Origin of the sequence: Oscillibacter sp. 1-3 (genome assembly GCF_000403435.2) — a bacterium.
Lineage (GTDB): Bacteria > Bacillota > Clostridia > Oscillospirales > Oscillospiraceae > Oscillibacter.
Genome location: NZ_KE159703.1, coordinates 157,240 through 183,411, shown reverse-complemented (window position 1 = coordinate 183,411; position 26,172 = coordinate 157,240). Strand labels below are relative to the sequence as shown.

25 protein-coding genes are annotated in these 26,172 nt (G+C 63.3%); 10 read left to right on the top strand and 15 right to left on the bottom strand.

Annotated features, from left to right (window positions below):
• Positions 1 to 17: 17 nt before the first annotated feature.
• Together C816_RS00940 and C816_RS00935 are read right to left on the bottom strand one after the other, a co-directional pair.
• Entirely contained in the window at positions 18 to 1,325 is a 1,308-nt protein-coding gene (locus tag C816_RS00940) for a TRAP transporter large permease (RefSeq protein WP_016320523.1), read from the bottom strand.
• A complete protein-coding gene (locus tag C816_RS00935; RefSeq protein ID WP_040654512.1) occupies positions 1,318 to 1,830 on the bottom strand; it encodes a TRAP transporter small permease in 513 nt (170 codons plus the stop codon). The genes C816_RS00940 and C816_RS00935 overlap by 8 nt, the downstream gene beginning before the upstream one ends.
• Before the next feature lie 279 nt (positions 1,831 to 2,109).
• On the opposite strand from C816_RS00935, the gene C816_RS00930 reads away from it, so the two are divergent.
• Positions 2,110 to 2,829, top strand: a complete 720-nt coding sequence (locus C816_RS00930) for an MBL fold metallo-hydrolase (protein WP_016320521.1) — start codon at positions 2,110 to 2,112, stop codon at positions 2,827 to 2,829.
• Between the two features lie 46 nt (positions 2,830 to 2,875).
• On the opposite strand, the gene C816_RS00925 is transcribed toward C816_RS00930, so the two are convergent.
• The 4 genes from C816_RS00925 to C816_RS00910 form a co-directional block, all read right to left on the bottom strand.
• Complete coding sequence (locus C816_RS00925) at positions 2,876 to 3,868, bottom strand: lipoate--protein ligase (RefSeq protein WP_016320520.1); 993 nt, start codon at positions 3,866 to 3,868, stop codon at positions 2,876 to 2,878.
• Positions 3,869 to 4,070: 202 nt separating this feature from the next.
• Positions 4,071 to 4,760 (bottom strand): FadR/GntR family transcriptional regulator, encoded by a 690-nt coding sequence (locus C816_RS00920; protein WP_016320519.1) that lies wholly within the window; start codon positions 4,758 to 4,760, stop codon positions 4,071 to 4,073.
• A gap of 165 nt (positions 4,761 to 4,925) precedes the next feature.
• Complete coding sequence (locus tag C816_RS00915; RefSeq protein ID WP_016320518.1) at positions 4,926 to 5,444, bottom strand: hypothetical protein; 519 nt, start codon at positions 5,442 to 5,444, stop codon at positions 4,926 to 4,928.
• A 28-nt stretch (positions 5,445 to 5,472) separates the two neighbouring features.
• Complete coding sequence (locus tag C816_RS00910) at positions 5,473 to 6,183, bottom strand: hypothetical protein (RefSeq protein ID WP_016320517.1); 711 nt, start codon at positions 6,181 to 6,183, stop codon at positions 5,473 to 5,475.
• Positions 6,184 to 6,368: 185 nt separating this feature from the next.
• Here C816_RS00910 and C816_RS00905 point away from each other — a divergent pair, with 185 nt between their 5' ends.
• Positions 6,369 to 6,962, top strand: a complete 594-nt coding sequence (locus C816_RS00905; protein WP_016320516.1) for a LysE family transporter — start codon at positions 6,369 to 6,371, stop codon at positions 6,960 to 6,962.
• 201 nt (positions 6,963 to 7,163) lie between these two features.
• On the opposite strand, the gene C816_RS00900 is transcribed toward C816_RS00905, so the two are convergent.
• Entirely contained in the window at positions 7,164 to 8,840 is a 1,677-nt protein-coding gene (locus C816_RS00900; protein WP_016320515.1) for a methyl-accepting chemotaxis protein, read from the bottom strand.
• 260 nt (positions 8,841 to 9,100) lie between these two features.
• Between C816_RS00900 and C816_RS00895 the strand changes: the two genes are divergently transcribed.
• The 8 genes from C816_RS00895 to C816_RS00860 all read left to right on the top strand — a co-directional run bounded on the left by C816_RS00895 (position 9,101) and on the right by C816_RS00860 (position 15,615).
• On the top strand, positions 9,101 to 10,393 hold the full coding sequence (locus C816_RS00895) for a dihydroorotase (protein WP_016320514.1): 1,293 nt from the start codon (positions 9,101 to 9,103) through the stop codon (positions 10,391 to 10,393).
• A complete protein-coding gene (locus C816_RS00890) occupies positions 10,390 to 11,130 on the top strand; it encodes a dihydroorotate dehydrogenase electron transfer subunit (RefSeq protein ID WP_016320513.1) in 741 nt (246 codons plus the stop codon). Before C816_RS00895 ends, C816_RS00890 begins: the two co-directional genes overlap by 4 nt.
• Positions 11,124 to 12,041, top strand: coding sequence for a dihydroorotate dehydrogenase (locus tag C816_RS00885; RefSeq protein ID WP_016320512.1), 918 nt, complete (start codon positions 11,124 to 11,126; stop codon positions 12,039 to 12,041). The genes C816_RS00890 and C816_RS00885 overlap by 7 nt, the downstream gene beginning before the upstream one ends.
• On the top strand, positions 12,034 to 12,735 hold the full coding sequence (pyrF, locus tag C816_RS00880) for an orotidine-5'-phosphate decarboxylase (protein ID WP_016320511.1): 702 nt from the start codon (positions 12,034 to 12,036) through the stop codon (positions 12,733 to 12,735). Before C816_RS00885 ends, pyrF begins: the two co-directional genes overlap by 8 nt.
• Positions 12,735 to 13,454 carry a hypothetical protein gene (locus C816_RS00875; RefSeq protein ID WP_016320510.1) on the top strand — a complete coding sequence of 240 codons (720 nt, stop codon included), beginning with the start codon at positions 12,735 to 12,737 and terminating at the stop codon, positions 13,452 to 13,454. Before pyrF ends, C816_RS00875 begins: the two co-directional genes overlap by 1 nt.
• A 17-nt stretch (positions 13,455 to 13,471) precedes the next feature.
• Positions 13,472 to 14,107 (top strand): orotate phosphoribosyltransferase, encoded by a 636-nt coding sequence (gene pyrE / locus C816_RS00870; protein WP_016320509.1) that lies wholly within the window; start codon positions 13,472 to 13,474, stop codon positions 14,105 to 14,107.
• A gap of 146 nt (positions 14,108 to 14,253) precedes the next feature.
• Positions 14,254 to 15,174 (top strand): aspartate carbamoyltransferase, encoded by a 921-nt coding sequence (pyrB, locus tag C816_RS00865; RefSeq protein ID WP_016320508.1) that lies wholly within the window; start codon positions 14,254 to 14,256, stop codon positions 15,172 to 15,174.
• Positions 15,175 to 15,189: 15 nt separating this feature from the next.
• Entirely contained in the window at positions 15,190 to 15,615 is a 426-nt protein-coding gene (locus tag C816_RS00860; protein WP_016320507.1) for an aspartate carbamoyltransferase regulatory subunit, read from the top strand.
• A gap of 273 nt (positions 15,616 to 15,888) precedes the next feature.
• Here C816_RS00860 and C816_RS00855 read toward each other — a convergent pair whose 3' ends face one another.
• The 8 genes from C816_RS00855 to C816_RS00820 form a co-directional block, all read right to left on the bottom strand.
• Positions 15,889 to 16,758 (bottom strand): radical SAM protein, encoded by an 870-nt coding sequence (locus C816_RS00855; protein WP_016320506.1) that lies wholly within the window; start codon positions 16,756 to 16,758, stop codon positions 15,889 to 15,891.
• Between the two features lie 241 nt (positions 16,759 to 16,999).
• Positions 17,000 to 18,289: an aspartate aminotransferase type Ic gene (locus tag C816_RS00850; RefSeq protein ID WP_016320505.1), complete on the bottom strand. Its 1,290-nt coding sequence runs from the start codon at positions 18,287 to 18,289 to the stop codon at positions 17,000 to 17,002.
• A gap of 92 nt (positions 18,290 to 18,381) precedes the next feature.
• Complete coding sequence (locus C816_RS00845) at positions 18,382 to 18,669, bottom strand: hypothetical protein (protein ID WP_242832086.1); 288 nt, start codon at positions 18,667 to 18,669, stop codon at positions 18,382 to 18,384.
• Between the two features lie 26 nt (positions 18,670 to 18,695).
• Complete coding sequence (locus C816_RS00840) at positions 18,696 to 19,868, bottom strand: NAD(P)-dependent malic enzyme (RefSeq protein WP_016320503.1); 1,173 nt, start codon at positions 19,866 to 19,868, stop codon at positions 18,696 to 18,698.
• Positions 19,869 to 19,924: 56 nt separating this feature from the next.
• Positions 19,925 to 21,412, bottom strand: coding sequence for a glycerol kinase GlpK (glpK, locus tag C816_RS00835; protein ID WP_016320502.1), 1,488 nt, complete (start codon positions 21,410 to 21,412; stop codon positions 19,925 to 19,927).
• A gap of 308 nt (positions 21,413 to 21,720) precedes the next feature.
• On the bottom strand, positions 21,721 to 22,365 hold the full coding sequence (locus C816_RS00830) for a superoxide dismutase (protein WP_016320501.1): 645 nt from the start codon (positions 22,363 to 22,365) through the stop codon (positions 21,721 to 21,723).
• A gap of 111 nt (positions 22,366 to 22,476) precedes the next feature.
• The gene (locus tag C816_RS00825) at positions 22,477 to 24,186 is read right to left on the bottom strand and encodes an NADH-dependent [FeFe] hydrogenase, group A6 (RefSeq protein ID WP_016320500.1); all 1,710 of its coding nucleotides are present in this window, start codon (positions 24,184 to 24,186) and stop codon (positions 22,477 to 22,479) included.
• The gene (locus C816_RS00820) at positions 24,180 to 26,018 is read right to left on the bottom strand and encodes an NAD(P)-binding protein (protein WP_016320499.1); all 1,839 of its coding nucleotides are present in this window, start codon (positions 26,016 to 26,018) and stop codon (positions 24,180 to 24,182) included. Before C816_RS00820 ends, C816_RS00825 begins: the two co-directional genes overlap by 7 nt.
• Between the last annotated feature and the right edge of the window lie 154 nt (positions 26,019 to 26,172).

Here is a 26,172-nt window from a genome sequence, read left to right as displayed (position 1 = left end):
CGTGATGGCAGATCCAATCACACGCCCTTCAAAAACACGGTGGAGAAGAAGGGGATGTAGGTCACCAGCAGCAGCGCGATGACGCAGGCGACGATCATGGGCCACACGGCCTTGGACATGGTCTCTATGGTGACCTTGGTCTTGTCCTTGATGTTTGTGAGCTTGTCGCTGACGCCGATGGCCACGAACAGGTTCACGCCCACAGGCGGAGTTACCTGACCGATGGCCAGGTTCACAGTGGCGATGACGCCGAAGTGGACCAGGTTAATCCCCAGCTGCTGGGCCACGGGGTACATGATGGGGATAAAGATATACATGGCGGAGTTGGCGTCCACGAAGCAACCGGCAATCAGGAAGATGACGTTGATGATAATCAGGAAGACATACTTGTTGCCAGCCACGTTGAGCAGCAGCGCCTGAGCGGCCTTGGAGATGCCATGGACGGTGCAGATGTAGGAGAACAGGGACGCCGCGCCGATGATGAGCATGATGCCGCCGGTGGTCTTGCCGGAGTCCACCAGCAGGTCAAAGAGATCCTTGATCTTGACCTCACGGTAGATGAAAAGGCCCACGATCAATCCGTACACCACGGAGACAGCCGCCGCCTCGGTGGGGGTGAAGATGCCGCCGTAGATGCCGCCCAGGATGATGACGGGCATCAAAAAGCCCCAGAAGGCCGTGCGGAAGGACTTCCACCGCTCGCCCCAGGTGGCCTTCTCCCGGGAGGCGGGCAAGCCCTTGCGCCGCACCTCGATCATGATAATAATGACCAGGGCCAGACCCATCATGATGCCGGGGAGGATGCCGCCCATGAACATGTCGCCCACGGACACGCCGGTGATGGAGGCGTAGACCACGAAGGCGATGGAGGGCGGAATGACGATGGCGATAGACGAGGCCGTCGCCATCATGGCCGAGGAGAAGGCGGCGGAGAAGCCGCCGCGGTTAATCATGGCGGGGATCAGGATGATGCCCAGGGCCGCCACGGTGGCGGGACCGGAGCCGGAGATGGCGCCGAAGAAGCAGGCCACCACCACGCAGACGATGGCGATGCCGCCCCGCCGGTGGCCGATGCAGTCGTCAATGAACTGAACCAGACGGGTGGAGATGCCGGCCTTTGCCATGATGTTGCCGGAGAGCACAAAGAACGGGATGGCCAGCAGCAGAAACTTTGCCATGCTGCTGTAAACGTTAGTGGGCACGATGGACAGCTTGTCGCCAGAGAAGAGCATGGCGAAGATGGAGCTCATGCCAAGGCTCACGCAGATGGGGATATTCAAGAACAGCATCACGAAAAAGCTGCCGAACAGGATCAGATTAATCATTGCCGTCCTCCTCTCCCGCCTTCAGCCCGTCGCCGAGTACGTTGGTGATAAAAAACTCGATGGTGTGCAGCACCAGAAAGATGGCGCCAATGGGCAGAAAGATGGTGAACACCCACTCCGGCCAGTTCAGGGAGGAGGTGTGCTTGCCGGTGTCCATCTGGTTGATGACCTTGTCGAAGCCGGTTTTGATGAGCACGCCCCAGAAGACCAGGTTGAACACGCTGATGATGGTGATAAAGACCTTTTTCGCGCCGGTCTGCAGCCGGTCGTAGATCAGCGACAGGCTGATGAGGCTGCCCTCCTGGGCCGCCAGGGCACAGCCCAGCATAATCAGCAGAATAAACAGGTTGATGACCAGCTCCTCCGACCAGGCAAACTGACTGCTGGTCAGCTTCCGGACCACCACATTGGCGAAGGTGATCGCGGTCACGATTACCAATACCACGCTGAGAACGACCTTCTCAACGGCGGCAATGATATTCATGAACTTTTTGTAGATTTTCATTAAACCATTCCCTTCCTTTATACTGCGGCCGGCGCCCCCGCGCCGCCGCTCCACAGAAACATCCCTCGGTCCTTCTGTTTGTGGATTTCTCTCTCCGGGGGCTCACCCCCTGGTGGCTTTTCACAGACGAGGCGCCGCCGTCCGCCGTGATTTTTTCGATTCCGACGAAAATACCCTCCCGTCGGGATCTTGTCATTTTCCTTTTGGGAAAACCATACTATAATAGTCCCATTCCCACGGCGTCCGGTCCCGCCGGAGCCGATGAAACGGAGGCTCTCTATGTCCCGCTGTCAAGTAACCCTCAGCGCCAACGCCGGCGCATCCCTGGATTTCGGCGGGCTCCGCCTCTGGGTGGACGCCCTCCACGACGAGAAGGTCCCGGGATTTTCCACCGTCACACCGGCCCTCTGGGCCGCCATGCGGACCCACCCGGCCTTTGCCGAGCCGGACCTGCTGTTCTTCACCCACTGCCACCCGGACCACTTCTCCCAGTGGATGGCCCGGGAGGCGCTGGACCTCTGGCCCCAGGCGAAGATTGTCCTTCCGGAGGACCGCTTTCCGGGACAGGCCCTGCTCTCCGGCCGGCGGGAGCGGGTACATCTGCCGGACCTGACGCTGGACTTTATCCGCCTCACCCACGAAGGCCCCCGCTACGCGGACAAGCCCCACTACGGCTGCATCCTGGAATCCCGGGGCTTCCGGGTCCTCATCACCGGGGACTGCAGGCTCTGCGCCCCGGAGCTGGCGGAGTTTTTACAGGAGGACGGCCCCATTGATTTGGCCATTCTGGACTTCCCCTGGCTGACGCTGCCCCGCGGGCGGCGCTTTGTCCAGGAGCACATCCGGCCCAAAACGCTTCTGGTGTGTCATCTCCCCTTCTCCGGGGACGACATTTACGGCTACCGGGCCGCCGCCCTCAAGTCCGCGCCGCTGCTGGAGGGCACGGACGTCCGGCTCTTATTGGAGCCCTTTCAGCAGGAAACCCTGGAGGACGCATAATGCGTCCTCTTTTTTTGCCCCAGGGCAAAAAAAGGTCTGCCAAAGCTCAACTCACGTAGAACATGGTCTCCAGGATCTCTTCTTTCGCAATGCCGCCGAACAGCTCTCCCAGGGAGAATCTGTCCAGCACCTCCTCCACGGCCTCGCGGCGGAATGCGCACCCCTCCAGCGCGGCCGTAAGGCCGTCCAGGGGAGCGACCGCCAAAAAGTCGCCGTAGAACACAATGCCGGTGATCCGGCCCTCCTTCACCTGGACCCGGACCTCCAGTCCGCCGCCCTCAAAGCGGCGCTTGTTTATGAGGTCATACTGGGGAGAGCGGCCGTAATTCCACTCCCAGGTGTCGTACTTTGTCCGTTTCAGCTCCTCCACGGCGGAGAGCTCCTCCGCCGTCAGACTGCCCGCCGTCATGCCGCCTCCCGCCAGGGTATTTTTCAGATACTCCCAGAACTCCCCCAGCTCCATATCCCGGGCGAGGGCGGGGCGAATATTCCCGATGCGGCTGCGGACGGACTTGGCGCTCTTGGACTGGAACTTACTGGGGTCCACCTGCAGCGCGCCCGCCACCATGGACGAGTCCGCGTCAAAGAGCATGGTCCCGTGGTACAGGATGCGTCCCTTCACCAGCCGCTGGGCCGTGCCGGAGACCTTCTTCCCATCCACCAGGATGTCGTTGCGCCCCGAGGCCTCCGCCTGGAGCCCCAGACCCCGCAGCGCCTCCACCACAGGGCGGGTGAACCGCTCCATAGTCAGCCGGTCCGCGTCGCCCGCGCCGGTGATGAAGGAGTAGTTAAGGTTTCCCAGGTCGTGGTACACGGCGCCGCCGCCAGTGGTCCTTCGGACCACGTTGATGTGGTGGGCCTCCACGAACTCACGGTTGATCTCCGCCTCGGTGTTCTGGTTCTGCCCCACCACAATGGTGTTGTCGTTCTGCCAAAGGAGCAGGTACTCCCCGTCCAGCCGGTGCGTCAGCACGAACTCTTCAAAGGCCAAATTGTAATACGGATTCTGCGACCCGGTCTCCAGATATGTCACTGACATTATGGTATCTCCTTATTCTTGCCTGCGCCGAATCGGTCTGGCGGTCTGTTGGTCATACCATCCAACCGGTATTCTTACAATACCAGCTTTCGGGCCGTTCGTCAAGCGTCTTAAAAAAGTCTAAACGCCAAAAAAAGCACCGGATTCCCAACAGTTTGCACAAACCAGGCCGGAAAGGCGCTCTGCCGCTTTCAAACACGGCCTAATGATCCGGATACTTCCGGGCGAAGTCCTCCACGATCTTGAGATGGCGGTCCATCTCCCGCTTGGCCCGCTCCTCGTCCCGGTCCCGCACCGCCTCATAGATGGCAATATGGGACTCCTGACTGCGCCGCTGGTAGTCCGGCCTGCCGAAAAAGCGGACGCGGATGTCGGCGATCATGCTGTTGACCAGGTGAATGGTAGCGGCCAGCATCATGTTATGGCTGGCGATGGCCAGAGCGTCATGGAACCGCAGGTCGTTCATATAGTCGTCCGGGTTGCTCTCCAGCATCCGGACCGCCTCCGCCAGAGCCGCCAGATCCTCCTCCGTGGCCCGCTGGCTGGCCAGCCCCGCGATGGCGACCTCGTTGATCCGGCGGAACTCGCCGAAGTCCTCCTGGATGTTGGGCTTGTTGGACACCCGGACAAAGGAGATAGACCTTTGAATATAGTCCGCGTCCCGGATCACCACCTTCCGGTTTCCCCTGTTCTCAATGGCGCCCAGGAACTCCAGAATGGCAAGGCACTCCCGCAGGGAGCCCCGGCCCACGCCCAGCATCTCCGCCAGGTCCCGCTCGGAGGGGAGCTCCTGGCCCACTTTGACATCTCCCCGGTCAATGGCGGTAATCAGCGTCTGCATCACAAGCTCCGGTATTTTAGGCAGCGCGTGTTGAATTTTTTCCAGCCGCATATCCTCTCCCCCCCTTCTGGTAAGGCCATCTTACCATCAAACCCATTTGGTGTCAACGAGAGAAATATTATAATAAAAGCGGCGGTTTTGAAAGCCGAAGCCCCAAAACCGCCGCCATCCGGACAGAGCCGCCTTCCTGCCGCGCCGGTCCTCCGCGGCTTCGGCTCACCGGCCTTCGGTAGGGAGGGCGTCCGGTGTATCCCAAAATTTCGCCCTGCACTCCGGGCACTCTGACGGAACAATCAGCGGACAGAATTTCTCTTTCACATACTTGATCCGGAGACGCTTCATCGTATACGCGCAATCCGCCTCTCTCAGAACATCCATCCCCCGCAGCGGCGGAGGCGCGTAATACGGAAACGGAAGCCCGCAGCGGGGACAGCGCCAATAAAATCTTGGCGCATTCCGCAGCAGCCGGCTGAGAAAGTACAGCGGCAGAGACACAAAGAGCGCCAGAACTGTCAGCATGGCCGCCCAGCCCTCCAGCAGCGCCTCTTCTCCTTGGAGCAGCATCCCGCCGCCTCCGACAGCGCTCCCCAGAATCATCGCCAGGACCGAGCCCCACTCCAGCAGGAACGCCCCTCTTGCAAAGGCGCGGCACCGCCGGAAGCGGGGCGGCATCCGGGGATAGACGCACGGAAACGGCTCCGCCAGATTCTCCTGCCGCAGCCGCCAGTCCGACATATCGTCCCTCCACTCTCTCACGGACCCGTCACCTCTGCCGCCAAACGAAGATCCCGGGGACAATCAGTGCCAGGGCGCCGCACACCGCCGCGACCCAGGACACCCCCGCCATGGTTCCGGCGATGGCCGCCAGCCCCGCCGCCAGCCAGACGCCGCCGGTGAACTGGTGGACGGCGTTCCAGTCCGCCCCGGGCCGTCCTGCAAGGGCAAATCCCAGGGAGACCCGGGAGTCCCGGGGACAGTCCCACATGTGGGAGCCCAGGAGCAGCAAAAGAAGGCCCAGCACGCAGGGAGCCGCAAAGGGCAGGCCCCACGCCCGCCCCGCGGACTGGAGCATCATGCCGCCGCAGAACAGCACAGAGATGACGGGAAAGCCCCACCGGCCCACCAGACGGACGTGGGCCTTGGGCACGGTCATGCGCTTCTGGTTCACCAACAGCTGGTAGTGGGCCAGGAGGTCCAGCACGCACATCAGTCCCGGCAGGGCGAACACCACAGCCCACCGGGGCAGGGAGTCGTCCTTTCCGTCCATGCCGATCAGGCCGGTCTCCACGATCTCCGGAATCTCCTCCCACAGCCGCAGACCCAGATTGACGGGCAGGGCGCAGCACACCAGCGTCACCGCCAGCAGCAGCCGGCCCTTGGTTTTGGACACGTGTTTGCCGAAGAGGCGCGCGCCCTCCATCTCCGCCTGCCGGGAGGCGGGGTCCAATGTTTTTTTCTTTTTCTGAGCGCTCATACGGGGAGGCTCCTTTCTCCAGTTTACCGGTACAGTATACCGCATACGGCCGCTTTAGGCAAGAGACGCTGTCAAAGTGCGGCAAAAACCCGCTTGACATTCCCGAACCCCGGTGCTAACATCATACGAGCGCCGCCTCCTCTGCAAAGGGGCGGCGAATCCAGACAGAAAAGAGGAGATTCTCCATGCCCGGAGCGGTCTTTCTGGAGCTGGCGGCCTACGCCTGCGCCACCACCTTCTCCCCCGGCCCCAACAACATTCTCCTGCTCAGCTGCACCAGCAAATTCGGTTTTAAGAAGTGCCTGCCCCTGATCTTCGGCATCTGGACCGGCCTGCTGTCGGTCATGCTGATCTGCGGCTTCGGCTGCGCCTGGCTGGGCGAGCTGGTCCCCCAGGTCGTCCCCTACGCCAAATACGTCGGCGCGGCCTACATCCTGTACCTTGCCTACCGCACCCTGCTGCGCAAGACCGGCTCCGCCGACGGGGACAGCACCGCCCCCCTCACCTATGTCAACGGCTTCCTCCTGCAGTTTCTGAACGTCAAGATCCTCTCTCTGGGCATCGCCGCCTACTCCGGCTACATCCTGCCCCACGGCTTCCAGGTTCCCATGATCCTGGGCTTCGCGGCCACCATGGCCGGCTGCGCCGCCACCGGAAACCTGATCTGGGCCACCGTGGGCACCATACTCTTTCCCCTGTACAAGCGGTTCAATACCGCCATTAACGTGGTCATGGCCCTGCTGCTGGTGTGGTGCGCCTGGAAGATCATTTTTATGTAAGAGGCTGCCGGCGTAAAACGCCGTCCGAACGGGTCTTTTTGCGCCGTTCTTCGTTAATTTTTTTCAAATACATCCAGTCTGCCTCGGCCGGCGCGGAGATCCCTCGTCCATCCATCATTCCACGATACCGTTTCTAATATATCCGCAAAATTTAAGGAGCCGCGTCTTTCAGGCGCGGCTCCCTTTTGCCTATGTAAGCGCTCAGTAGGCGCCCATGGCGCCGGTGCTGTCCGCCCGGAGCCTGAAACGCTTGGTCTCCGCCTCCAGCTTGTGGACCTCCTCAAACAGGTCCGCGCTGACGGCGGCGGACTCCTCACTGCTGGCGGAGTTGGTCTGGACCACGGCGGAGATCTGACCAATGCCCTCGGTGACCTGGGCAATGGACTCCGCCTCGCCCTCCACCGCTTGGGCGATCTCGCCGATGGCGCTGTTGGACTGCATCACCAGCTCCAGGGTCTTTTTCAGCGTGGCGGAGACCTCCTCCACGATCTGGCTGCCCCGCTCCGTGGCCTGGACGGAGTTGTCAATCAGGTCTTTGGTGGCCTTGGCGGCCTGGTCGGACTTGGCGGCCAGGTTCCGCACCTCGTCGGCCACAACGGCGAAGCCCTTGCCGGCGCTGCCGGCCCGGGCGGCCTCCACGGCGGCGTTCAGGGCCAGGATGTTGGTCTGGAAGGCAATGTCCTCAATGGTGGCGATGATCTTGCTGATCTGCTCGGAGGCGTTGGTGATGTCCGCCATGGCGGAGATCATCTGGTCCATCTGCTGACTGGAGATGGTGACCTGCTCGCCGGTGAGGCGGGCGTTCTCCTGGGCGGAGGCGGCGATCTTCACGTTCTGAGCCGCGTTCTTGCTCAGATCGTCCACCGTGGCGTACAGCTCCTCCACGGCGCTGGCCTGCTCCGTGGCCCCCTGGGCCAGGGCCTGGGCGCCGCTGGAGAGCTGGTCGGCGTTGCTGGAAACCCGCCCCTGGGCCTGGCTGATCTTGCCCAGGGCGGCGGAGATGGTGGCGGTAAAGCTGTTGAGGGAGTCCTCAATGGACTTGAAATCCCCGATGTAGGGCTGGGAGGTCCGCACGTCGAAATTGCCCTGGGACAGCTGGTCCATCACAGTGTTCAGGTCCTGCACGTAGGCGTGGACCTGGGCCATGGACTTCTCCAGTGTGGCGGACAGGTCGCCCAGCTCGTTGTTGCCGTACCGGCCCAGCTCCAGGTCCAGCCGGCCCTCCTGCAGAGGAGCGGTGTTCCGGGTGATCTCCAGAATGGGCCGCACCACACGGCGCAGGACATACTGCACCAGGCTCAGCAGGCACGCCAGCGCCAGCACCAGGCAGACCAGGCACAGGATATTCATCAAAAGCGTGATGTTCTCCACCGCAGCCATGCTCTCCTCGCTCATGGCCGACGCCTCCTCAATCACCTGGTCCAGCAGCCCCACCAGGGTGGTGAGGTTGGCCTGAATGGTCTCCTGATAGTAGGACTGGGCCCGGGGCGCGTTGGTCTCCAGCATCTCCAGCACCTTGACGGCGGACTCGTGGAGCTCCTTGTGCAGCGGCTCCATCTGGGCGCGGAGGGCCAGGATCTTCTCGTCGTCCGTGCCCTCCTCGCCGTAGAGCCACTGGCCCAGGACGCAGGTGGTGGGGTCGATGCTGCCGGTGAAGTCCTTGCCGGCGTACAGGGCGTTGCTGAGGCCGCTGGACCACTTGTAGTGCGCCGCCTCGGCGGTCTGAGCACGGTTCAGCAGGGCGAAGGCCTCGGCGTTTTCCGCCTCGGCCCGCTTGATCCGCATGATGTTCACCGTCGTAACGGCGCTGAACAGCACCACGGAGAGCAGCGCCGCAATCACCCGGTATCCGACCATCTTGTTGATGCTCTTGCGCATAGTATGACATCCTTTCTCGTCATAAAATCAGGGGACAGCCTCAGCGCGGCCCCCTCTCGCCCCGCCAGGGCGGACGGGACGCCGCCTTCCGGCGGCCAGAATTTTCTCTCAGTGGGTATTATATCATAATCTTGGAACTTTGCAACAAAAATTCCGCGGAGGATTCTGGAAAGTTTCGGAATGTAACTGTTGACAATTCCGCCGCAATCCGGTAGTATATCTCTTCGAGCAAAAGGAAAAAAGGAGGGAGAAGTCCGCGTATGGATCTGCTGCTGACCGGCGGGGCCGTCTTTTTGGACGGACGCTTTCAGAATCTGGACGTCGCCATCTCCGACGGCCGTATTGTTTCCGTTTCCCCCGCCCTTCCAAGGGAAGGCTTTTCCGTCATTGAACTGCATAACCGCTGTCTGGTTCCAGGTTTCGTTGATGTCCACGTCCATCTTCGAGAGCCTGGATTTTCTTATAAGGAGACGGTGTTCTCCGGCACCGCGGCGGCGGCGGCCGGGGGGTACACGGCGGTGTGCGCCATGCCAAACCTGAACCCGGTGCCCGACATCCCGGAGCATCTCCGGGCCCAGCTGGACATCATTGAGAAAAACGCCAAAATCCGGGTCTATCCTTACGGGGCCGTCACCCGGGGGGAGCGGGGCGAGGAGCTGGCGGACCTCGCCGCCCTGGCCCCCCATGTCCCCGGCTTCTCCGACGACGGGCGGGGCGTCCAGTCGGAGGAGATGATGCGCCGCGCCATGGCGCTGGCCAAAAAATTGAACAGGCCCATTGCGGCCCACTGTGAGGACGAGTCCCTGCTGCAAAAGGGCTGGGCCGTCCACGACGGGGACTTTGCCCGCCGAAACGGCCTGCCGGGCAACGACCCCGCCAGCGAGTGGCGGCAGGTGGAGCGGGACCTGGGGCTGGTGCGTGAGACCGGCTGTCAATACCACGTCTGCCACGTCTCCACCAAAGAGAGTGTGGCTCTTGTTCGCGCGGCCAAGGCCGAGGGACTGCCGGTGACCTGCGAGACCGGGCCCCACTATCTGGTCCTCTGCGACGAGGACCTGCTGGACGAGGGCCGTTTCCGGATGAATCCCCCCATCCGCTCCTCCGCGGACCGGGAGGCGCTGATCGCAGGCCTGCTGGACGGAACGGTGGACTGCGTAGCCACGGACCACGCCCCCCACTCCGCGGAGGAGAAGTCCAGGGGCCTTCGAGGCAGCCTCAACGGCATCGTGGGGCTGGAGTGCGCCTTTCCCGTGCTGTACACCAACCTGGTGGAGACCGGCGCCGTGCCCTTTGAGACGCTTTTGAACGCCCTGTGCGTCAACCCCCGGCGCATCTTCGGCCTGCCGGGAGGGCGCATCGCGGCGGGCCAGATCGCAGACCTGACGGCGCTGGACCTGAACCGGCCCGGCGTTGTCGACAGCGGCTCCTTCCGCTCCCTGGGCCATTCCACGCCCTTCGACGGCTGGGGCGTCTCTGCCGCCGTGGCCCTGACCATCTGCGGCGGGGAGATCGCGTACCACAATCTGCAAAATCCGGAGGAGGTCCTGCAGTGAAGCAATCTAAGTTTGCTATTGTCCGCACACATAAGCTCACCCGGGATGTGTGGGAGCTGGTCCTCGCCGGGGACACCTCTGCCGTCACGGCGCCGGGGCAGTTTGTAAACATCGCCCTGCCGGGAAGGTTTCTCCGCCGCCCCATCTCCGTCTGCAACTGGACGGCGGACGAGCTTACCCTGCTGGTAAAAGAGGCGGGCGAAGGCACTCGGGAGCTGGTGCGCATGGCCCCCGGCACAGAGCTGGACGTGCTCAGCGGCCTGGGGAACGGCTTTGACCCGTCGAAGGCGGCCGGAAAAAACACCGTCCTGGTGGGCGGCGGCATCGGCATCGCGCCGCTGGTCGGTCTCTCCATCCGCATGCGGGAGCAGGGGCAAACCCCCGCGGTGGTGCTGGGCTACCGCTCGGCGGAGGAGTCCTTCTACCAGGCGGTGTTCGCCGCATGGAACATGGACCTGCGGATTGCCACAGAGGACGGGAGCATCGGCGCCAGGGGTTTTGTCACCGACGTACTGAGGGACTTTCCGGAGGACGTCTACGTCCTGGCCTGCGGTCCCACCCCCATGCTGCGCGCCGTCCACGGCCTGCCCAACGTCACCGGCGGCCAGTTCAGCTTCGAGGCCCGTATGGCCTGCGGCTTCGGAGCCTGCGTGGGGTGCTCCATCCCCACGGCCGGAGGCCCCCGCCGGGTCTGCAAGGACGGGCCCGTCTTCCAAAAGGAGGAGATCGTATGGTAGATCTGTCGGTCAATCTTGCGGGCGTGACGCTGAAAAACCCCATCATTCCCGCCTCAGGCGCCTTCGGCTACGGCCGGGAGTTCGCGGAAATCTATGACCTGAACATCCTGGGCTCCTTCTCCTGGAAGGGCACCACCGCCGCCCCCCGAAGCGGCAATCCCCAGCCCCGCATTGCCGAGACGCCCGGCGGAATGCTCAACGCCGTGGGCCTCCAGAACCCCGGCATGGACGCCGTGATCCGGGAGGAGGTCCCCGGCATCGCCAAACTCTTTCACGGGCCGGTGATTGCCAACGTGGGGGGCTTTACGCTGGAGGAGTACGCCGAGAACTGCCGGAAACTGGAGGATGTGGAACAGGCGGCCATTCTGGAGGTCAATATCTCCTGCCCCAACGTCCACGCCGGGGGAAAGAACTTCGGCTGCGATCCCAAAGCCGCCGCGGAGGTCACCCGGGCGGTGCGGACCGTGACAAAGAAGCCGGTTTTCATGAAGCTGACCCCCAACGTCACCGACATCGCGGAAATTGCCCGGGCCTGCGAGGCCGAGGGCGCCGACGGCCTGTGCCTCATCAACACCCTGCTGGGCATGCGCATCGACCTGAACACCCGCCGGCCCATCCTGGCCAACCGCACCGGGGGTCTCTCCGGCCCCGCCGTCTTCCCCGTGGCAGTGCGGATGGTGTGGGACGTGTACGAGGCGGTGAAGATCCCCATCATCGGCTGCGGCGGCGTGGACAGCGCCGAGACCGCGGCGGAGATGATGCTGGCGGGAGCCGCTGCCGTAGAGGTGGGGGCCGCCAACCTGATAGACCCCTATGCCTGCAAGACCATCATCGAGGACCTGCCCGGCGTCTGTAAGCGGCTGGGCGTGACAAAAATTTCTGAACTGACAGGAGGCGCGCACCATGGCTGACGACGTGATTATCGCCCTGGACTTTCCCGCCAGAGAGGAGACCCTGGCCTTTCTGGACCGCTTCCCCGCCGGGGAGAAGCCCTTTGTGAAGATCGGCATGGAGCTCTACTATGCCGAAGGGCCTGCCATCATCCGGGAGATGAAGGCCCGGGGACACAAAATTTTCCTGGATTTGAAGCTCCACGACATTCCCAACACAGTAAAGCGGGCCATGGCCGTTCTCTCCCGGCTGGACGTGGACATGGTGAACCTCCACGCCGCCGGAGCGTCGGAGATGATGAAGGCCGCTCTGGAGGGCCTCACCCGGCCCGACGGCACCCGGCCCCTGCTGATCGCCGTCACCCAGCTGACCTCCACCGGCGCCGCGGCCCTGAAAGACGAGCTGCTCATTGACACCCCCATGGCGGAGACGGTGCTCTCCTACGCCCAAAACGCCGCCCGGTGCGGCCTGGACGGCGTGGTCTGCTCTCCCCTGGAGGCGGCGCTGGTGAAAGAGCGCTGCGGCGAAAACTTCCTCACCGTCACTCCGGGCATCCGCTTTGCCGGCGGCGACGTGGGGGACCAGAAGCGGATCATGACGCCGGAAAAGGCCGGCAGGAGCGGCTGCGACTACATCGTGGTGGGCCGTCCCGTCACCCAGGCGCCGGACCCGGTGGAGGCCTACCGCCGGGCGGTGCGGGAATTTCTGGGGTAATGACCCGTCCGTCACTGCTTTTGCCGGTATTGCTCCTGCTTCTTCTGGCCGGCTGCGGTACGCAGGAGGCGGCCCCACCGGATTCCCCTGCCTCCCCGCAGGCCGTGCGCGGCACTGTCCGGTACGACTCCGGCAACACGGTCAGCCCCTGCCGGATCAGCGATTACTATATTGATTCCAACGAGGGCGTCTATGTGTTTGTGGACTATCCCGACTACTACCAGTCCAATGGGAACGGCGCCGCGGAGCTGATCCGTCAGGCCGCGTACAACGGGTGGACCATGGAGGCCCTTACGGAGTATCCCAACACCACCGTCACTGTGGATTACGAGGTCACACGAAATGACGCGCGGTATTTTTCAGCGGCGTTTCTCTTCTGCGCCATTACCCAGGGCGGCGCGCATCCGGCCTCCAACGAGTACGCCGTGACCATTGACCGCACAGAAGACAAACGCGTCCTGCTCTCCGATCTTGTGAGCTTTGACAGCCCTGGGGACCTGGAACGGCTTATCCCGGAGGCGTTCACAGCCCTTGGGAACTGGTTTGACCTTCCCCCGCTGGAGGAGCTGGCATCCCGGTTTACGGAGTCTTTGACCTATGACGAGGGCAAAAATTTTTACCTGACGGAGGACAACCTGTGCCTGATTGTCTCCGACGGCAGGTATCATTACGTCCTGGAAGCCCCGCTGGCATCCCTGCCCCTTTCATCGGAACCATAAAGAAGGAGGATTTTCCTATGACCCTGGAACAGACCATTGCCCGCGACCTGCTCTCCATTGGAGCGGTCTTTCTCCGGCCCGATGAGCCCTTTACCTGGGCCAGCGGCATCAAGAGCCCCATCTACTGCGACAACCGCCTGACCCTCACCGCCCCCGCCGTCCGCACCCACGTGGAGGAGGGGCTGGCGGACCTGATTCGCACCCACTACCCCACGGCGGAGGTGCTGATGGGCACCTCCACCGCCGGCATCGCCCACGCCGCCATTGTGGGCCACCTCATGGGCCTGCCCATGGGCTATGTCCGCTCCGGCAGCAAGGACCACGGCCGCCAGAACCGCATTGAGGGAAAGCTGGAGCGCGGACAGAAAGTGGTGGTGGTGGAGGACCTGATCTCCACGGCAGGGAGCTGCATTGAAGTTGTGGAGGCTCTGCGGGAGGCCGGGGCGGAGGTCCTGGGCATCGTGTCCATCTTCACCTACGGGCTCCGGAAGGGGCTGGACCGCCTGGCGGCGGCCAATGTGACGAATTACAGCCTCTCCAACTTCGACGCGGTGTGCGAAATCGCCGCCCAGGAGGGAAAGATCCGGGCGGAGGACATCGACCGGCTGAAAAAATTCCGGGCGAATCCCTCTGACGAGAGCTGGATTGGGTGACGTTAAATTTGTAAACCCATCGATCGGCATTTTCGCCGCAGCGACCTCCGGGGGCGCTGCCCCTGGACCCCGGCAGGGGGCGCCGCCCCCTGCACCCCCGCCGCCTTTGAAAAGGCGGGCGAAACTTTTAACGAACGGAGGCCCATATGCCCAGAAACATCATCGACATCATCGACCTGTCCGTCACGGAGATCAACGAGCTGATTGCCGCTGCAGAGGACATCATCGAAAACCCCGCCAAGTACCAGGACGCCTGTGCCCACAAGCAGCTGGCCACACTGTTCTTCGAGCCCTCCACCCGCACCCGCCTCTCCTTCGAGTCCGCCATGCTGGCCCTGGGCGGCAGCGTGCTGGGCTTCTCCGAGGCCAATTCCAGCTCCACCGCCAAGGGCGAGACCGTGGGCGACACAGTCCGCACCGTCAGCTGCTACGCCGACATCATCGCCATGCGCCACCCCAAGGAGGGCGCGCCCTACGCCGCCGCCCAGTTCAGCGAGGTCCCCATCATCAACGCCGGAGACGGCGGCCACAACCACCCCACCCAGACGTTGACGGATCTTTTGACCATCCACCGGGAGAAGGGGAGGCTGGACAGCTTCACCATCGGCTTCTGCGGCGATCTGAAATTCGGCCGCACCGTCCACTCCCTGGTAAACGCCCTCAGCCGGTACGGAGAAATCAACTATGTGCTGATCTCCCCGGAGGAGCTGAAACTGCCCCGGTATGTCAAGGAGCAGTCCCTCAAGTCCAAGGGCATCTCCTACACCCAGACCACGGACCTGGAGTCCGTTATCCCTCAGCTGGACATTCTGTATATGACCCGGGTCCAGAAGGAGCGGTTTTTCAACGAAGAGGACTACCTGCGGTTAAAGGACAGCTATATCCTGACGCCGGAGAAGCTGCAAAGCGCAAAGCCGGACCTGTCCATCCTCCACCCCCTGCCCCGGGTCAACGAGATCGCCGTGGCCGTGGACAAAGATCCCCGGGCGGCCTACTGGAGGCAGGTGAAAAACGGCAAGTTCATCCGCATGGCGCTGATTTTGAAGCTGCTGGACATTCACGTCTGAGGAGGGTTTTACGGTATGAATATTGACAGCATTTCCAACGGCGTAGTCCTGGACCACATTCAGGCCGGCAGGAGCATGGAGATCTACAAGCACCTGCATCTGGACCGCCTGGACTGCCAGGTGGCCATCATCAAAAACGCCCGCAGCGGCCACATGGGCAAAAAAGACATTATCAAGATCGACTATCCCATGGACCTGGATCTGGACGTCCTGGGCTATATTGACGCCAGCATTACCGTCAACATCATCCGGGACGGGAAGCTAAAGGAGAAAAAGCACCTGGAGCTGCCCCAAAGACTGGTGAACGTCATCCGATGCAAAAATCCCCGTTGCATCACCACGGCGGAGCCCCAGCTGGACGCCGTGTTCCTTCTCAGCGACCCGGAAAAGCACACCTACCGCTGCGCCTACTGCGAGACCGCAATTGATAAGAAGTTTTGAGCAAAGGGGCAGAGCCGCCGTCTCATGGAATGAGACGGCGGCTCTGCCCCTTTTCATTTTCCTGCTATGACGGGATTCAAAATTACAGGGGATTGCGAGATGGGTTCGCAACCGATATCGTTGGGGCGCCGCCTTTGGCGTCTTTGTCCGTAATTTTGGAGATTGCTGTGCACCATAACTGCCGGGCTCACCCGGACCCGCGGGGGCTTTGCCCCCGCACCCCCACCGCCCTTTGAAAAGGGCGGCCCTAAACTTTAACTTTTTTCACCGCGCCTATAATCCGCGCCAGGACTCGGGACGCAGGCGGCTCAGGTCGTGCTCCGCCCGGTCAATCTCCGCCAGCATGGCGTCCTTGTCCCCGTTCAGCGTCCCCCGAAGGGCCAGGTAGTTGCTGGCGTGGTTCATGCGGAACACGCTGCCGGGGCTGTCCAGCCCCTCCACCAGGAGGCGGGTCTCCTCCAGCACCTGCCGCTGGTCCAGCAGGCGGAAGCTGCCGTCATGGACCCAGTCGTACAGAGGCGTTCCCGGCTCCACCATCAGCGTCAGCATCCCGATATACTCCGGGTTCATGGCGTTGAAGGCGGCGGCGGTGTCCAAGGCATGGCGCTCCAGCAGCTCCGGCCCTCCCAGGCCCGTGATGGCAGTGACGGACAGGGCGATGCCGCACCGGCGGGCCTTTTGCCCCATCTCCACGATCTCCGACGCCGGGTGCCCCTTGCGCATCAGGGTCAAAACCTCGTCGCTGCCGGACTCCAAACCCATGTAAACCATGGTCAGCCCTTTCTCCCAAAGCCTTCCCAGCTCCTCCTCTGTCCGGATGCGGATGCTGGCGGGGGAGGCATAGCTGGTGACCCGCTCACACTCCGGGAACAGCTCCCGGACCGTGTCCAAAATGGTGTAAAGCTCACCGGCTTTCCTGACCAGCGCGTCGCCGTCCGCCAGAAACACCTTATCCACATGGCGGTAGACCTGCCGGGCCAGGCGGAAATCCTCCAGCACCTCCTCCAGCGGCCGCAGGGCGAAGCGCTTTTCCTTGTACATGCTGCAAAAAGCGCACGTGTTGTGGCTGCACCCGTAGGTCACCTGAACGATGAGGCTCCGGGCCTCGGAGGGCGGGCGGTATACGCTGCCGTAGTATCTCATATTCTTACCCCAAATTCCAATTGAAGTTGCGTCGCAGAGACTGGGTCGTTCTCCAAATCTCCATGGTGCGCAAAAGCTCTTTTTGCTCTTCATTCACAGGCGCTGAACGCCGTCTGGCCGGGCCTTTTGCCGCCCTGCTGCGTTATAAATCTTGAAACACATCCGGTATTCCTGCGATTTTTTGCCTTGCGGGAGCAAAATACCTCGCCCATCCGATATTCCCCGCCCGTGAATACAGGTTTTAATTTTTCTCTGAAGAAAGAGCAAGATTCTCCAGGGCCGCCATTTTCAGACACACGCAGAACACCGCCATGGCCTGCTCCAGCTCCTCCACCGGAGGCAGGGAGGGGGCGATGCGGATGTTGCTGTCCTGGGGGTCCTTCCCATAGGGGAAGGTGGCTCCCGCGCCGGTCATGGTAACTCCGGCCTCCCTGCACAGGGCCAACGTCCGTTTCGCCGTGCCGGGCATGGCGTTCAGGGAGACGAAATACCCGCCCTTGGGCCGCTGCCAGGAGGCAATCTCCAGCGGGGCAATCTCACGGTCCAGGGTGTTCACCACACAGCGGAACTTGGGCCCCATGATGGCGGCGTGCTTCTTCATCAGCGCCAGTGTGTGGGCCTTGTCCTTGAGATACAGCACATGGCGCTGCTGGTTCACCTTGTCAAAGCTGATGACCTGGGCGGTGAGGAGCTTCTCCATGTGGGCCATGTTGGCCTCGGAGCAGGCGAAGCAGGAGATTCCAGCGCCTGGAAAAGTCACCTTGGAGGTGGAGGCGAACTCAAAGACCATGTCCGGATTCCCCGCCTGGGCGCAGAGGGAGAGGATGTCCGGGAACTCCACGTACTCCCCCTCGAATTCATGGATGCAGTAGGCGTTGTCCCACATCACCAAAAAGTCCGGGGCGGCAGGCCGCAGGGCCGCGATGCGGCGGATGGTCTCCTGGGAGTAGATGATGCCGTCGGGGTTGGAGTACTTGGGCACACACCAGATGCCCTTGACAGCGGGGTCCTTCGCGGCCTCCTCCACGGCGTCCATATCCGGGCCCTCGCTGGTCATGGGAATGGTGACGAGGTCAAAGCCAAAGCTCTCCGTCACCTTGAAATGGCGGTCATAGCCGGGGGCAGGACAGAGCCACTTCACCGTCTCCTCCTTGCACCAGGGGCGGGGACTGTGGAGCAGGCCGTGGGTGTAGGCTTTGGCGACGGTGTCGTACATCAGCTGCAAGCTGGCGTTTCCGCCCACGAACACCTGCTCCGGCCTGCAGCCCAGAATATCCGCAAACAGCCGCTGGGCGGCTGGCAGACCCCGCAGCTCGCCGTAATTGCGCACGTCGATGCCGTCGGACATGTAGTCCTCGGGCCTCTGCATCAGGCCGAATATGTCGGAGACCATGTCAAGCTGGGCCCTGCTGGGCTTGCCCCGGGCCATGTTCAGCGTCAGTCCCCGGGCCTTGAGGGCCTCAAACTCCCCCTGGAGCCGGGCGTATTCCGCTTCCCGCTCCGCGGGGGTCATCTTGGAATAAGCAGTCATTATGAACCATCCTTTCCATGTGTGGTCTTAGAATCAGGAGCGTTTCCCTCAGAGGGATTCAAAAATCGCCGGCTGCCGGGAGGCGGGCCGCCCTATTCCCAATATATAAAATCATATCCGTCCGCCACTTCGCCGATCTCATATCCCAGGGCGTCCGTCAGGGCGGCTTTCAGCCGGCCATACCACTCCCTCCAAATCTCCTCCGGCATAGCGCCCGCGATCTGGAGGCCGCCCGGTTCGACAGACGCCCACAGATCAATCTCTCCGCCGGTCCAGCGGGGCCCCCGGGCGTTCCCGGCCCAATAGGGCATTGACTGGTAAACGCCGCCGACTCTCCGCCAGATCTCCTCCGGCGCGGAATGGTGAATATTCAGGGTCACATCGTGCTGCACCAACATCGCCCCTCTCAGATCCGGGCCGCGCCGGACCTTCTCGCGGCCTCCGCCACCGCCTTGGCCACGGCGGGCCCCACCCGTTTGTCAAAGGCCTTGGGGATGATGTAGTCCGCGCTGAGCTCCTCGTCGGAGATCAGCTCCGCCAGAGCGTGGGCGGCGGCCATCTTCATCTCCTCGTTTATGTCCCCTGCCCGCACGTCAAAGGTCCCCCGGAACACGCCGGGGAAGGCCAGGACATTATTGATCTGGTTGGGGTAGTCGCTGCGGCCGGTGGCGACGACGGCGGCCCCGCCGGCCTTCGCCTCGTCGGGGAAGATCTCCGGCGTGGGGTTGGCGCAGGCGAAGATAACGGGGCTCTTTGCCATGGTCCGCACCATGTCCGCGGTGACGGTGCCCGGGGCGGACACGCCGATGAACACGTCGGCCCCCGCCAGCATCTCCGCCAGGGTGCCGGAGCGCTTTTCCAGGTTGGTCACCTGGGCCATCTCCTCCTTGATCCAGTTCAGGCCCTCCCGGCCTGCGTAAATGGCGCCCTTGCGGTCGCACATGGTGATGTGCCGGAACCCGGCGGAGAGCAGAAGTCTTGTAATGGAGATGGCCGCCGCGCCGGCGCCGGAGGTCACCACCCGCACGTCCTCCTTTTTCTTCCCAACCACCTTCAAGGCGTTGGTGAGGCCCGCCAGGGTGATGATGGCGGTGCCGTGCTGGTCGTCGTGGAAGATGGGGATGTCGCACTTTTCTTTCAGCTTCCGCTCGATCTCAAAGCACCGGGGGGCGGCGATGTCCTCCAGGTTGATGCCGCCGAAGCTGCCGGAGATGTTGTAAACTGTCTGGACGAACTCGTCCACGTCCTTTGTTCTCACGCACAGGGGGAAGGCATCCACCCCGCCGAAGGCCTTGAACAGCACGCACTTGCCCTCCATCACCGGCATGCCGGCCTCCGGGCCGATGTCCCCCAGGCCCAGAACCGCGCTGCCGTCGGTGATGACGGCGCAGAGATTGTGCCGCCGGGTCAGCTCGTAGCTCTTCCCAATGTCCTTTTGGATCTCCAGGCAGGGCTGCGCCACACCGGGGGTGTAGGCCAGGGACAAATCGTCCTTTGTCTCCACGGGAACGGCGGCTACCACCTCAATTTTCCCCCGCCACTCCCCGTGGAGCCGCAGGGATTCCTTCGCGTAATCCATATCTGTTACCTCTCTTTATTCCCCGCCGGGACGCTCCCGCCCGGCTGAACTCACAATCACTCTTCCCAGCCCTTGGCCCGCTCCACAGCCCTGTGCCACCCGGCCAGCAGCCGCGCCCGCTCCGGTTGGGAGACTGCAGGATCAAAGCGGCGGTCCAGGGTCCACTGGCTGCGGATCTCCTCCCGGCTGCGCCAGACGCCCACGGCCAGCCCCGCCAGATACGCCGCCCCCAGGGCGGTGGTCTCCCGGACCACCGGGCGGAGGATGGACCGGCCCACAATGTCCGCCTGGAACTCCATCAGGAAATTGTTGGCGGAGGCGCCGCCGTCCACCCGAAGCGCCTTGAGGCGGATGCCGGTGTCCTCCTCCATGGCGGAGAGCACGTCCCCGGTCTGGTAGGCGATGGACTCCAGGGCCGCCCGGATGATGTGATCCCGGCCCGCCCCCCGGGTCAGGCCCAGGATGGCCCCCCGGGCGTACATATCCCAGTGGGGCGCGCCCAGGCCGGTGAAGGCGGGCACTACGTACACGCCGCCGCTGCCGGACACCTTCCGGGCAAAATACTCGCTGTCGGCGGCCTCGGTGATGAGGTGGAGCTCGTCCCGGAGCCACTGGATCACCGCCCCGCCCACAAATACGCTGCCCTCCAGGGCGTACTGGACCTTCCCGTCCAGCCCGGCGGCAATGGTGGTCACAAGGCCGTTTTGGCTGCGGACCAGTTTCTCCCCGGTGTTCATCAGCAGAAAGCAGCCGGTGCCGTAGGTGTTCTTGGCCTCCCCGGCTTCAAAGCAGGCCTGGCCGAAGAGGGCGGCCTGCTGGTCCCCGGCGATGCCGGCAATGGGCACCTCCACTCCCTGGATGTTCACCGTGCCGTAGACCTCGCTGGAGGAGCGGACCTCCGGCAGCATCCCCATGGGAATGTCCAGATGGCGGCAGATGGTCTCATCCCAGCGGAGGCTTTCGATGTCGTAGAGCATGGTGCGGCTGGCGTTGGTGCAGTCCGTGACGTGAACCCTTCCGCCGGTGAGCTTCCAGATCAGCCAGCTGTCCACGGTGCCGAACAGCAGCCGCCCCGTCTCCGCCCCCTCCCGGGCCCCGGGTACATGGTCCAGAATCCACCGGATCTTGGTGGCGGAGAAGTAGGCGTCGATCAAAAGGCCCGTGCGCCGGCGGACATAGTCCGCAAACTCCGCGTCCTTTTTCAGCTCCTCGCACAGCGGCGCCGTGCGGCGGCACTGCCACACGATGGCATTGCACACAGGCCGCCCGGTCTCCCGGTCCCAGACCACAGTGGTCTCCCGCTGGTTGGTGATGCCGATGCCGGCCACCTCGTCAATCGGCACGCCGGTCTGGGCCAGCACCTCACTGAGCACGCCGTACTGGCTGGAGTAGATCTCCATGGGGTCGTGCTCCACCCAGCCTGGCTGGGGGTAAATCTGGGTAAATTCCTTTTGAGCCATGCCCACAATGTTCTGGGCCCGGTCAAACAGGATGCAGCGGCTGCTGGTGGTCCCCTGGTCCAGGGCGGCGACATACTGCTTCACGTCGAAGCCTCCTTCCTGATTCCCACGCAGAAGAACAGGGGAGCAGAACGGCTTTTTGGTCCGTCCTGCTCCCGTTCATCTCTATCTTTTTATACCAAAAAAGTCCTCTCTTGTCAAGCCGCCGCCAGGGAGCGGGAGCGCCCAACTGCGCATCTTACCATCCGCGACTTTAATTTTTACCTGCGGCTCTGTAGGGGCGGGGCTTTGTCCCCGCCCGTTTTCCCGAAAATGCCGGGTTTTCCGAAAACACCGTGCTTTCGGCGGACGGGCCGGGACAGAGCCCGGCCCCTGCATGAGAGGGCGCTCCGTCAGGGAGTGGGATATTGGGCCTGGTGGTGCGTCAGCTCTCCGTACCGCCGTGTGACCTCCGGCCAGTCCACCAGCCGCCACCAGGCCTCAAAGTACTCGTCCCGCCGGTTCTGGTAGGGCAGGTAGTAGGCGTGCTCCCACACGTCGCACCCCAGCAGGGGCGTCAGGGGCAGGGGGCTGTCCTGGTTGGGGGTCTTGCGGACGGAGAGCCGTCCGTCCTTGTCCGTCACCAGCCAGGCCCAGCCGGAGCCGAACTGCCCCAGGGCCGCAGAGCGCATGGCGGCCTTCAGGCCCTGGAGGTCCCCGAAGTCCCGGTCAATAGCCTGCTGGAGGGCAGGCCCCGGGGCGGAGGCCGGCGTGGGGTGCAGAGTCTTAAAGTACAGGTCGTGGTTGTACACGCCGCCGGCGTTGTTCCGCACTCCCTGGCGGATGTCCTCCGGCAGCTCCGGCCAGTCCTGCATCAGCCGCTCCAGGGACCAGTCCTGGTACTGGGGATGGTCTTTCAGCAGCTTATTGAGATTTTCCACATAGGTGTTAAAGTGCTTGTCGTGGTGAAAGTGCAGGGTGCGCTCGTCCAGCTCCGGCAGCAGCGCGTCGTAGGCGTAGGGCAGGGGCGGCAGGGTAAAGGGATAGTGTGTCTCCATGGTGCGTCATCCTTTCTCATATCTGATGACGCTAGTATATGCGTCAGTGGCTGAAATTATCGGCAAAGCCGAAGCGCCCCGCCGCCAAAAGGCGGCGGGGCGCTCCAAAGCTCACTGCTTGGTGTGCAGCAGGTGGTGGGCCCGCTCGCTGAGAGGGGCTTTCAGATAGGCCCGGTACAGGGCCTGCACGTCCGGATTCTCATGGGAGAACCGGAGCTCCGCCTTGGCGTCCAGTTTCCAGAGCTTGTCGCCTCTGGAACCTGCCATCTCCATGCCCTCGTGGATGGGCTGTCCGCCGCCGCCGGCGCAGCCGCCAGGACAGGCCATGACCTCCACAAAGTCGTACTCCGCATCGCCGCTGTCGATGGCCTCCATCAGCTTCCGGGTGTTCCCCAGTCCGCTGACCGCTGCCACGCGGACATCTCCCGCCCCGGGGATGTTGAAGGTGGCCTCCCGCCAGGGCTTGCTGCCCCGGACGGCCTGGAAGGCGTCGGGGTCCGGGTTCTTCCCGGTGACCAGATAATAGGCGCTGCGCAGGGCCGCGTCCATCACGCCGCCGGTAGCGCCGAAGATCACCGCCGCGCCGGTGCCGGTGCCCAGAGGGCTGTCGAACTCCGCCTCCTCCAGGTCGGCGGGGACGATGCAGTCGCTGCGGAAGAGCCGGCACATCTCCCGGGTGGTCAGCACGGCGTCCACATCCGGGTCGCCGCAGGCGTCGTTCATCTCCGGCAGCTCGCACTCCGCCTTCTTGGCGGAGCAGGGCATGATGGACACCACAAACACCTTGCGGGGGTCCAGGCCCTGACGCTCGGCGAAGTAGCTCTTGGCCACCGCGCCGAACATCTGCTGGGGGGACTTGGCGGTGGACAGGTGCTCCGCGTAAGCGGGATACTGGGTCTTGAGAAACTTCACCCAGCCGGGACAGCAGGAGGTGAACATGGGCCAGCGGTGCCGCCCCCGGTGGGTAAACCGCTCGACGAACTCGCTGCCCTCCTCCATGATGGTCAGGTCCGCGGCAAAGTTGGTGTCGAACACATAGTCAAAGCCGATGCGCTTCAAGGCCGCCACCATACGGCCGGCGGTGGCCTGCTTGGGGGGCAGGCCAAAGGACTCCGCCCAGGCCACCCGCACCGCCGGGGCCACCTGGACCACCACGGTGACCTCCGGGTCCGCCAGGGCCCAGAAAACCTTGTTGGTGTCGTCCCGGACTGTCAGGGCTCCGGTGGGACAGTGGGTGACGCACTGGCCGCAGAAGGTGCAGTCCGTGTTCTTGAGGTAGCGGTTGTAGCTCACGTCCACCGTGGTACGGGAGCCGGTGCCCGCCACGTCCCAGATGTGCATCCCCTGGATCTTGTCGCACACCTGCACGCAGCGCATGCACTTGACGCACTTGCTGGCCTCCCGGACGATGGGGACGCTCAGGTCCAGGCGGGCCCGCTCCGGCTGCACCTCGTAGGGCTGGTAGTGGATGTTCATGTCATGGGAGAGCTTTTGAAGCTCGCAGTTGCCGCTGCGGACGCAGACGGTGCAGTTGGAGTTGTGCTGGGAGAGGATCAGCCGCAGGTTGGTCTTTCGGGCCTCCCGCACCCGGGGGGAGTTGGTCTGGATCACCATGCCCTCCAGGATCTCGGTGTTGCAGGCGGGCACCAGGCGCTCCGTGCCCTCTACCTCCACCATGCACATGCGGCAGGCGGCGATCTCGTTGATGTCCTTCAAAAAGCACAGGTGGGGAATGGGGATGCCCGCCTTTTCGGCGGCGGCCAGAACCGTGGTTCCCTTGGGGGCGGAGAGCTCCCGCCCGTTGATCGTGAAGTTTACCATTTTTCCACACGTCCTCCCTTGAAGTTTCCATACCCGAAGTGGTCGCACCGCAGGCACCGGGAGGACTCCTGCCCGGCCTCCTCATCGGTCATGCCGCACTCGATGCACTGGAAGTCCGCCTTGCGCTCGCAGGCGTCCCGCTCGGTGGCGTTGACCCGGCCCCGGGGCCTGAGGTCCGTGCACCGGGGCGTGGGCACCTTCACCTCCGCCTCGATCTCGTGGTTAAAGCCCAGGTACTCGTCGATGTTGGCGGCTGCGGCCTTGCCGGCGGCGATGGCCCGGATGACGGTGGCGGGACCTGTCACGCAGTCGCCGCCGGCGAACACGCCCACCATGTCCGGCAGCTGGGTGCTGGAGTCCGCCAGCAGCGCGCCGCCCCGCTGGATCTTGATGCCGGTCTGCTCCAGGCCGCGGGTCTCAATGCCCTGGCCGATGGCCACGATGATGGTGTCCGCCGGGATGCGCATGGGCTCCACCGCGGCGGTGCCCGGCCGGGGGCGGCCCGCCTTGTCCATCTCGCCAATGATCTGGGGCTGGGTCCACAGGGCCGCCACGTGGCCGTGCTCGTCGGCCTCAATGCGCAGAGGGGCCTGGAGGGTCAGCACCTCCGCGCCCTCGGCGACGGCGCCCTCCACTTCCTCCATCTGGGCCGTCATATCCTCCTGGCGGCGGCGGTAGACGCAGGTCACCTTCTCCGCCCCCAGGCGGATGGCGGAGCGGGTCACGTCCATGGCCACGTTGCCGCCGCCGATGACCACTACGTTCTGGCCGGAGAAGTCGGGCATCTCATCGTCGCCGATGTGGCGCAGCAGCTCCACGGCAGAGACCACGCCCAGGCTGTCCTCGCCCTCGATACCGGTCTTCTTGTCTGTGTGGGCGCCGATGGAGAGATACAGGCTGTCGTACTGCTGCTTCAGCTCGTCAAAGGTCACGTCCACGCCCACGTCCACGCCGGTATGTACCTCAATGCCCAAGGACAGGATGGATTCGATCTCCGCGTCCAGCTTCTCCCGGGGCAGGCGGTAGTTGGGGATGCCGTAGCGCATCATGCCGCCCAGCCGGTGCTGTTTTTCGTACACCGTGACCTTGTGGCCCATGAGGGCCAGGTAATAGGCGGCGGAGAGGCCGCCGGGGCCTCCTCCCACGATGGCCACGGACTTGCCGGTGGCCGGGGCCGGCTGCGGCTGAGGCACGTCTCCGGCCTGGTCCACAGCGTAGCGCTTGAGGCCGCGGATGTTCAGCGCGTCGTCCACCATGTTCCTGCGGCAGCGGGCCTCGCAGGGGTGCTCGCAGATGTAGGCGCAGGCGGTGGGGAAGGGGTTGTCCTTGCGGATCAGGCGCACCGCGTCGGCGCAGCGGCCCTCGTTCACCAGGGCGATATAGCCGGGGATGTCCACCCCTGCGGGGCACAGCGCCACGCAGGGCACGGGGTTCTTGAGGCTCCCCAGGCACCGGTGGTGGAGGATGTGCTCTTCGTAGTCGTCCCGGAAGCCCCGGAGGCCCATGAGGACCAGATTGGCCGCGTCAATGCCGATGGCGCAGTCCGCCGTATCCACGATCACCTGGGCGGTGCCCTCGATGCGCTTTAAGATCTTCATGCCGGGCTCGCCGTCCAGCACCTCCCGAATCATGTTGGAAAGCTGGGTCAGCCCCACCCGGCAGGGCACGCACTTGCCGCAGGTCTGGGCACGGCACAGATCCAGAAAGTTTAGCGCCATGTCCACCGGACACAGCCCCGGGGGGCTTGCGGCGATCCGCCGCTCCATGTTCCGGTACAGCTGTTCCACTACCGCCTGGGCCTGGCCCGGGGTCTTCACTTCCAGTCTGCTCATACTGTCACTTCTTTCCGAAAAGTTTGTTTGGTTCCCTAAATATAATTATGAACCCGGCCGCCAAAAAAGTCAATAAAAGTTATTATTTAGTCAAACTCCCGTTAAGAAACAAACAATTTCTTGTAAAAAAGACACAAATCCATTATAAAAACGT

Excerpts from the sequence above, each read along its gene's own strand:
- C816_RS00940 (WP_016320523.1), bottom strand. The coding sequence starts at position 1,325 with ATGATTAATCTGATCCTGTTCGGCAGCTTTTTCGTGATGCTGTTCTTG.
- C816_RS00935 (WP_040654512.1), bottom strand. The coding sequence starts at position 1,830 with ATGAAAATCTACAAAAAGTTCATGAATATCATTGCCGCCGTTGAGAAG.
- C816_RS00930 (WP_016320521.1), top strand. The coding sequence starts at position 2,110 with ATGTCCCGCTGTCAAGTAACCCTCAGCGCCAACGCCGGCGCATCCCTG.
- C816_RS00925 (WP_016320520.1), bottom strand. The coding sequence starts at position 3,868 with ATGTCAGTGACATATCTGGAGACCGGGTCGCAGAATCCGTATTACAAT.
- C816_RS00920 (WP_016320519.1), bottom strand. The coding sequence starts at position 4,760 with ATGCGGCTGGAAAAAATTCAACACGCGCTGCCTAAAATACCGGAGCTT.
- C816_RS00915 (WP_016320518.1), bottom strand. The coding sequence starts at position 5,444 with ATGTCGGACTGGCGGCTGCGGCAGGAGAATCTGGCGGAGCCGTTTCCG.
- C816_RS00910 (WP_016320517.1), bottom strand. The coding sequence starts at position 6,183 with ATGAGCGCTCAGAAAAAGAAAAAAACATTGGACCCCGCCTCCCGGCAG.
- C816_RS00905 (WP_016320516.1), top strand. The coding sequence starts at position 6,369 with ATGCCCGGAGCGGTCTTTCTGGAGCTGGCGGCCTACGCCTGCGCCACC.
- C816_RS00900 (WP_016320515.1), bottom strand. The coding sequence starts at position 8,840 with ATGCGCAAGAGCATCAACAAGATGGTCGGATACCGGGTGATTGCGGCG.
- C816_RS00895 (WP_016320514.1), top strand. The coding sequence starts at position 9,101 with ATGGATCTGCTGCTGACCGGCGGGGCCGTCTTTTTGGACGGACGCTTT.
- C816_RS00885 (WP_016320512.1), top strand. The coding sequence starts at position 11,124 with ATGGTAGATCTGTCGGTCAATCTTGCGGGCGTGACGCTGAAAAACCCC.
- pyrF (WP_016320511.1), top strand. The coding sequence starts at position 12,034 with ATGGCTGACGACGTGATTATCGCCCTGGACTTTCCCGCCAGAGAGGAG.
- C816_RS00875 (WP_016320510.1), top strand. The coding sequence starts at position 12,735 with ATGACCCGTCCGTCACTGCTTTTGCCGGTATTGCTCCTGCTTCTTCTG.
- pyrE (WP_016320509.1), top strand. The coding sequence starts at position 13,472 with ATGACCCTGGAACAGACCATTGCCCGCGACCTGCTCTCCATTGGAGCG.
- pyrB (WP_016320508.1), top strand. The coding sequence starts at position 14,254 with ATGCCCAGAAACATCATCGACATCATCGACCTGTCCGTCACGGAGATC.
- C816_RS00860 (WP_016320507.1), top strand. The coding sequence starts at position 15,190 with ATGAATATTGACAGCATTTCCAACGGCGTAGTCCTGGACCACATTCAG.
- C816_RS00855 (WP_016320506.1), bottom strand. The coding sequence starts at position 16,758 with ATGAGATACTACGGCAGCGTATACCGCCCGCCCTCCGAGGCCCGGAGC.
- C816_RS00850 (WP_016320505.1), bottom strand. The coding sequence starts at position 18,289 with ATGACTGCTTATTCCAAGATGACCCCCGCGGAGCGGGAAGCGGAATAC.
- C816_RS00840 (WP_016320503.1), bottom strand. The coding sequence starts at position 19,868 with ATGGATTACGCGAAGGAATCCCTGCGGCTCCACGGGGAGTGGCGGGGG.
- C816_RS00830 (WP_016320501.1), bottom strand. The coding sequence starts at position 22,365 with ATGGAGACACACTATCCCTTTACCCTGCCGCCCCTGCCCTACGCCTAC.
- C816_RS00825 (WP_016320500.1), bottom strand. The coding sequence starts at position 24,186 with ATGGTAAACTTCACGATCAACGGGCGGGAGCTCTCCGCCCCCAAGGGA.
- C816_RS00820 (WP_016320499.1), bottom strand. The coding sequence starts at position 26,018 with ATGAGCAGACTGGAAGTGAAGACCCCGGGCCAGGCCCAGGCGGTAGTG.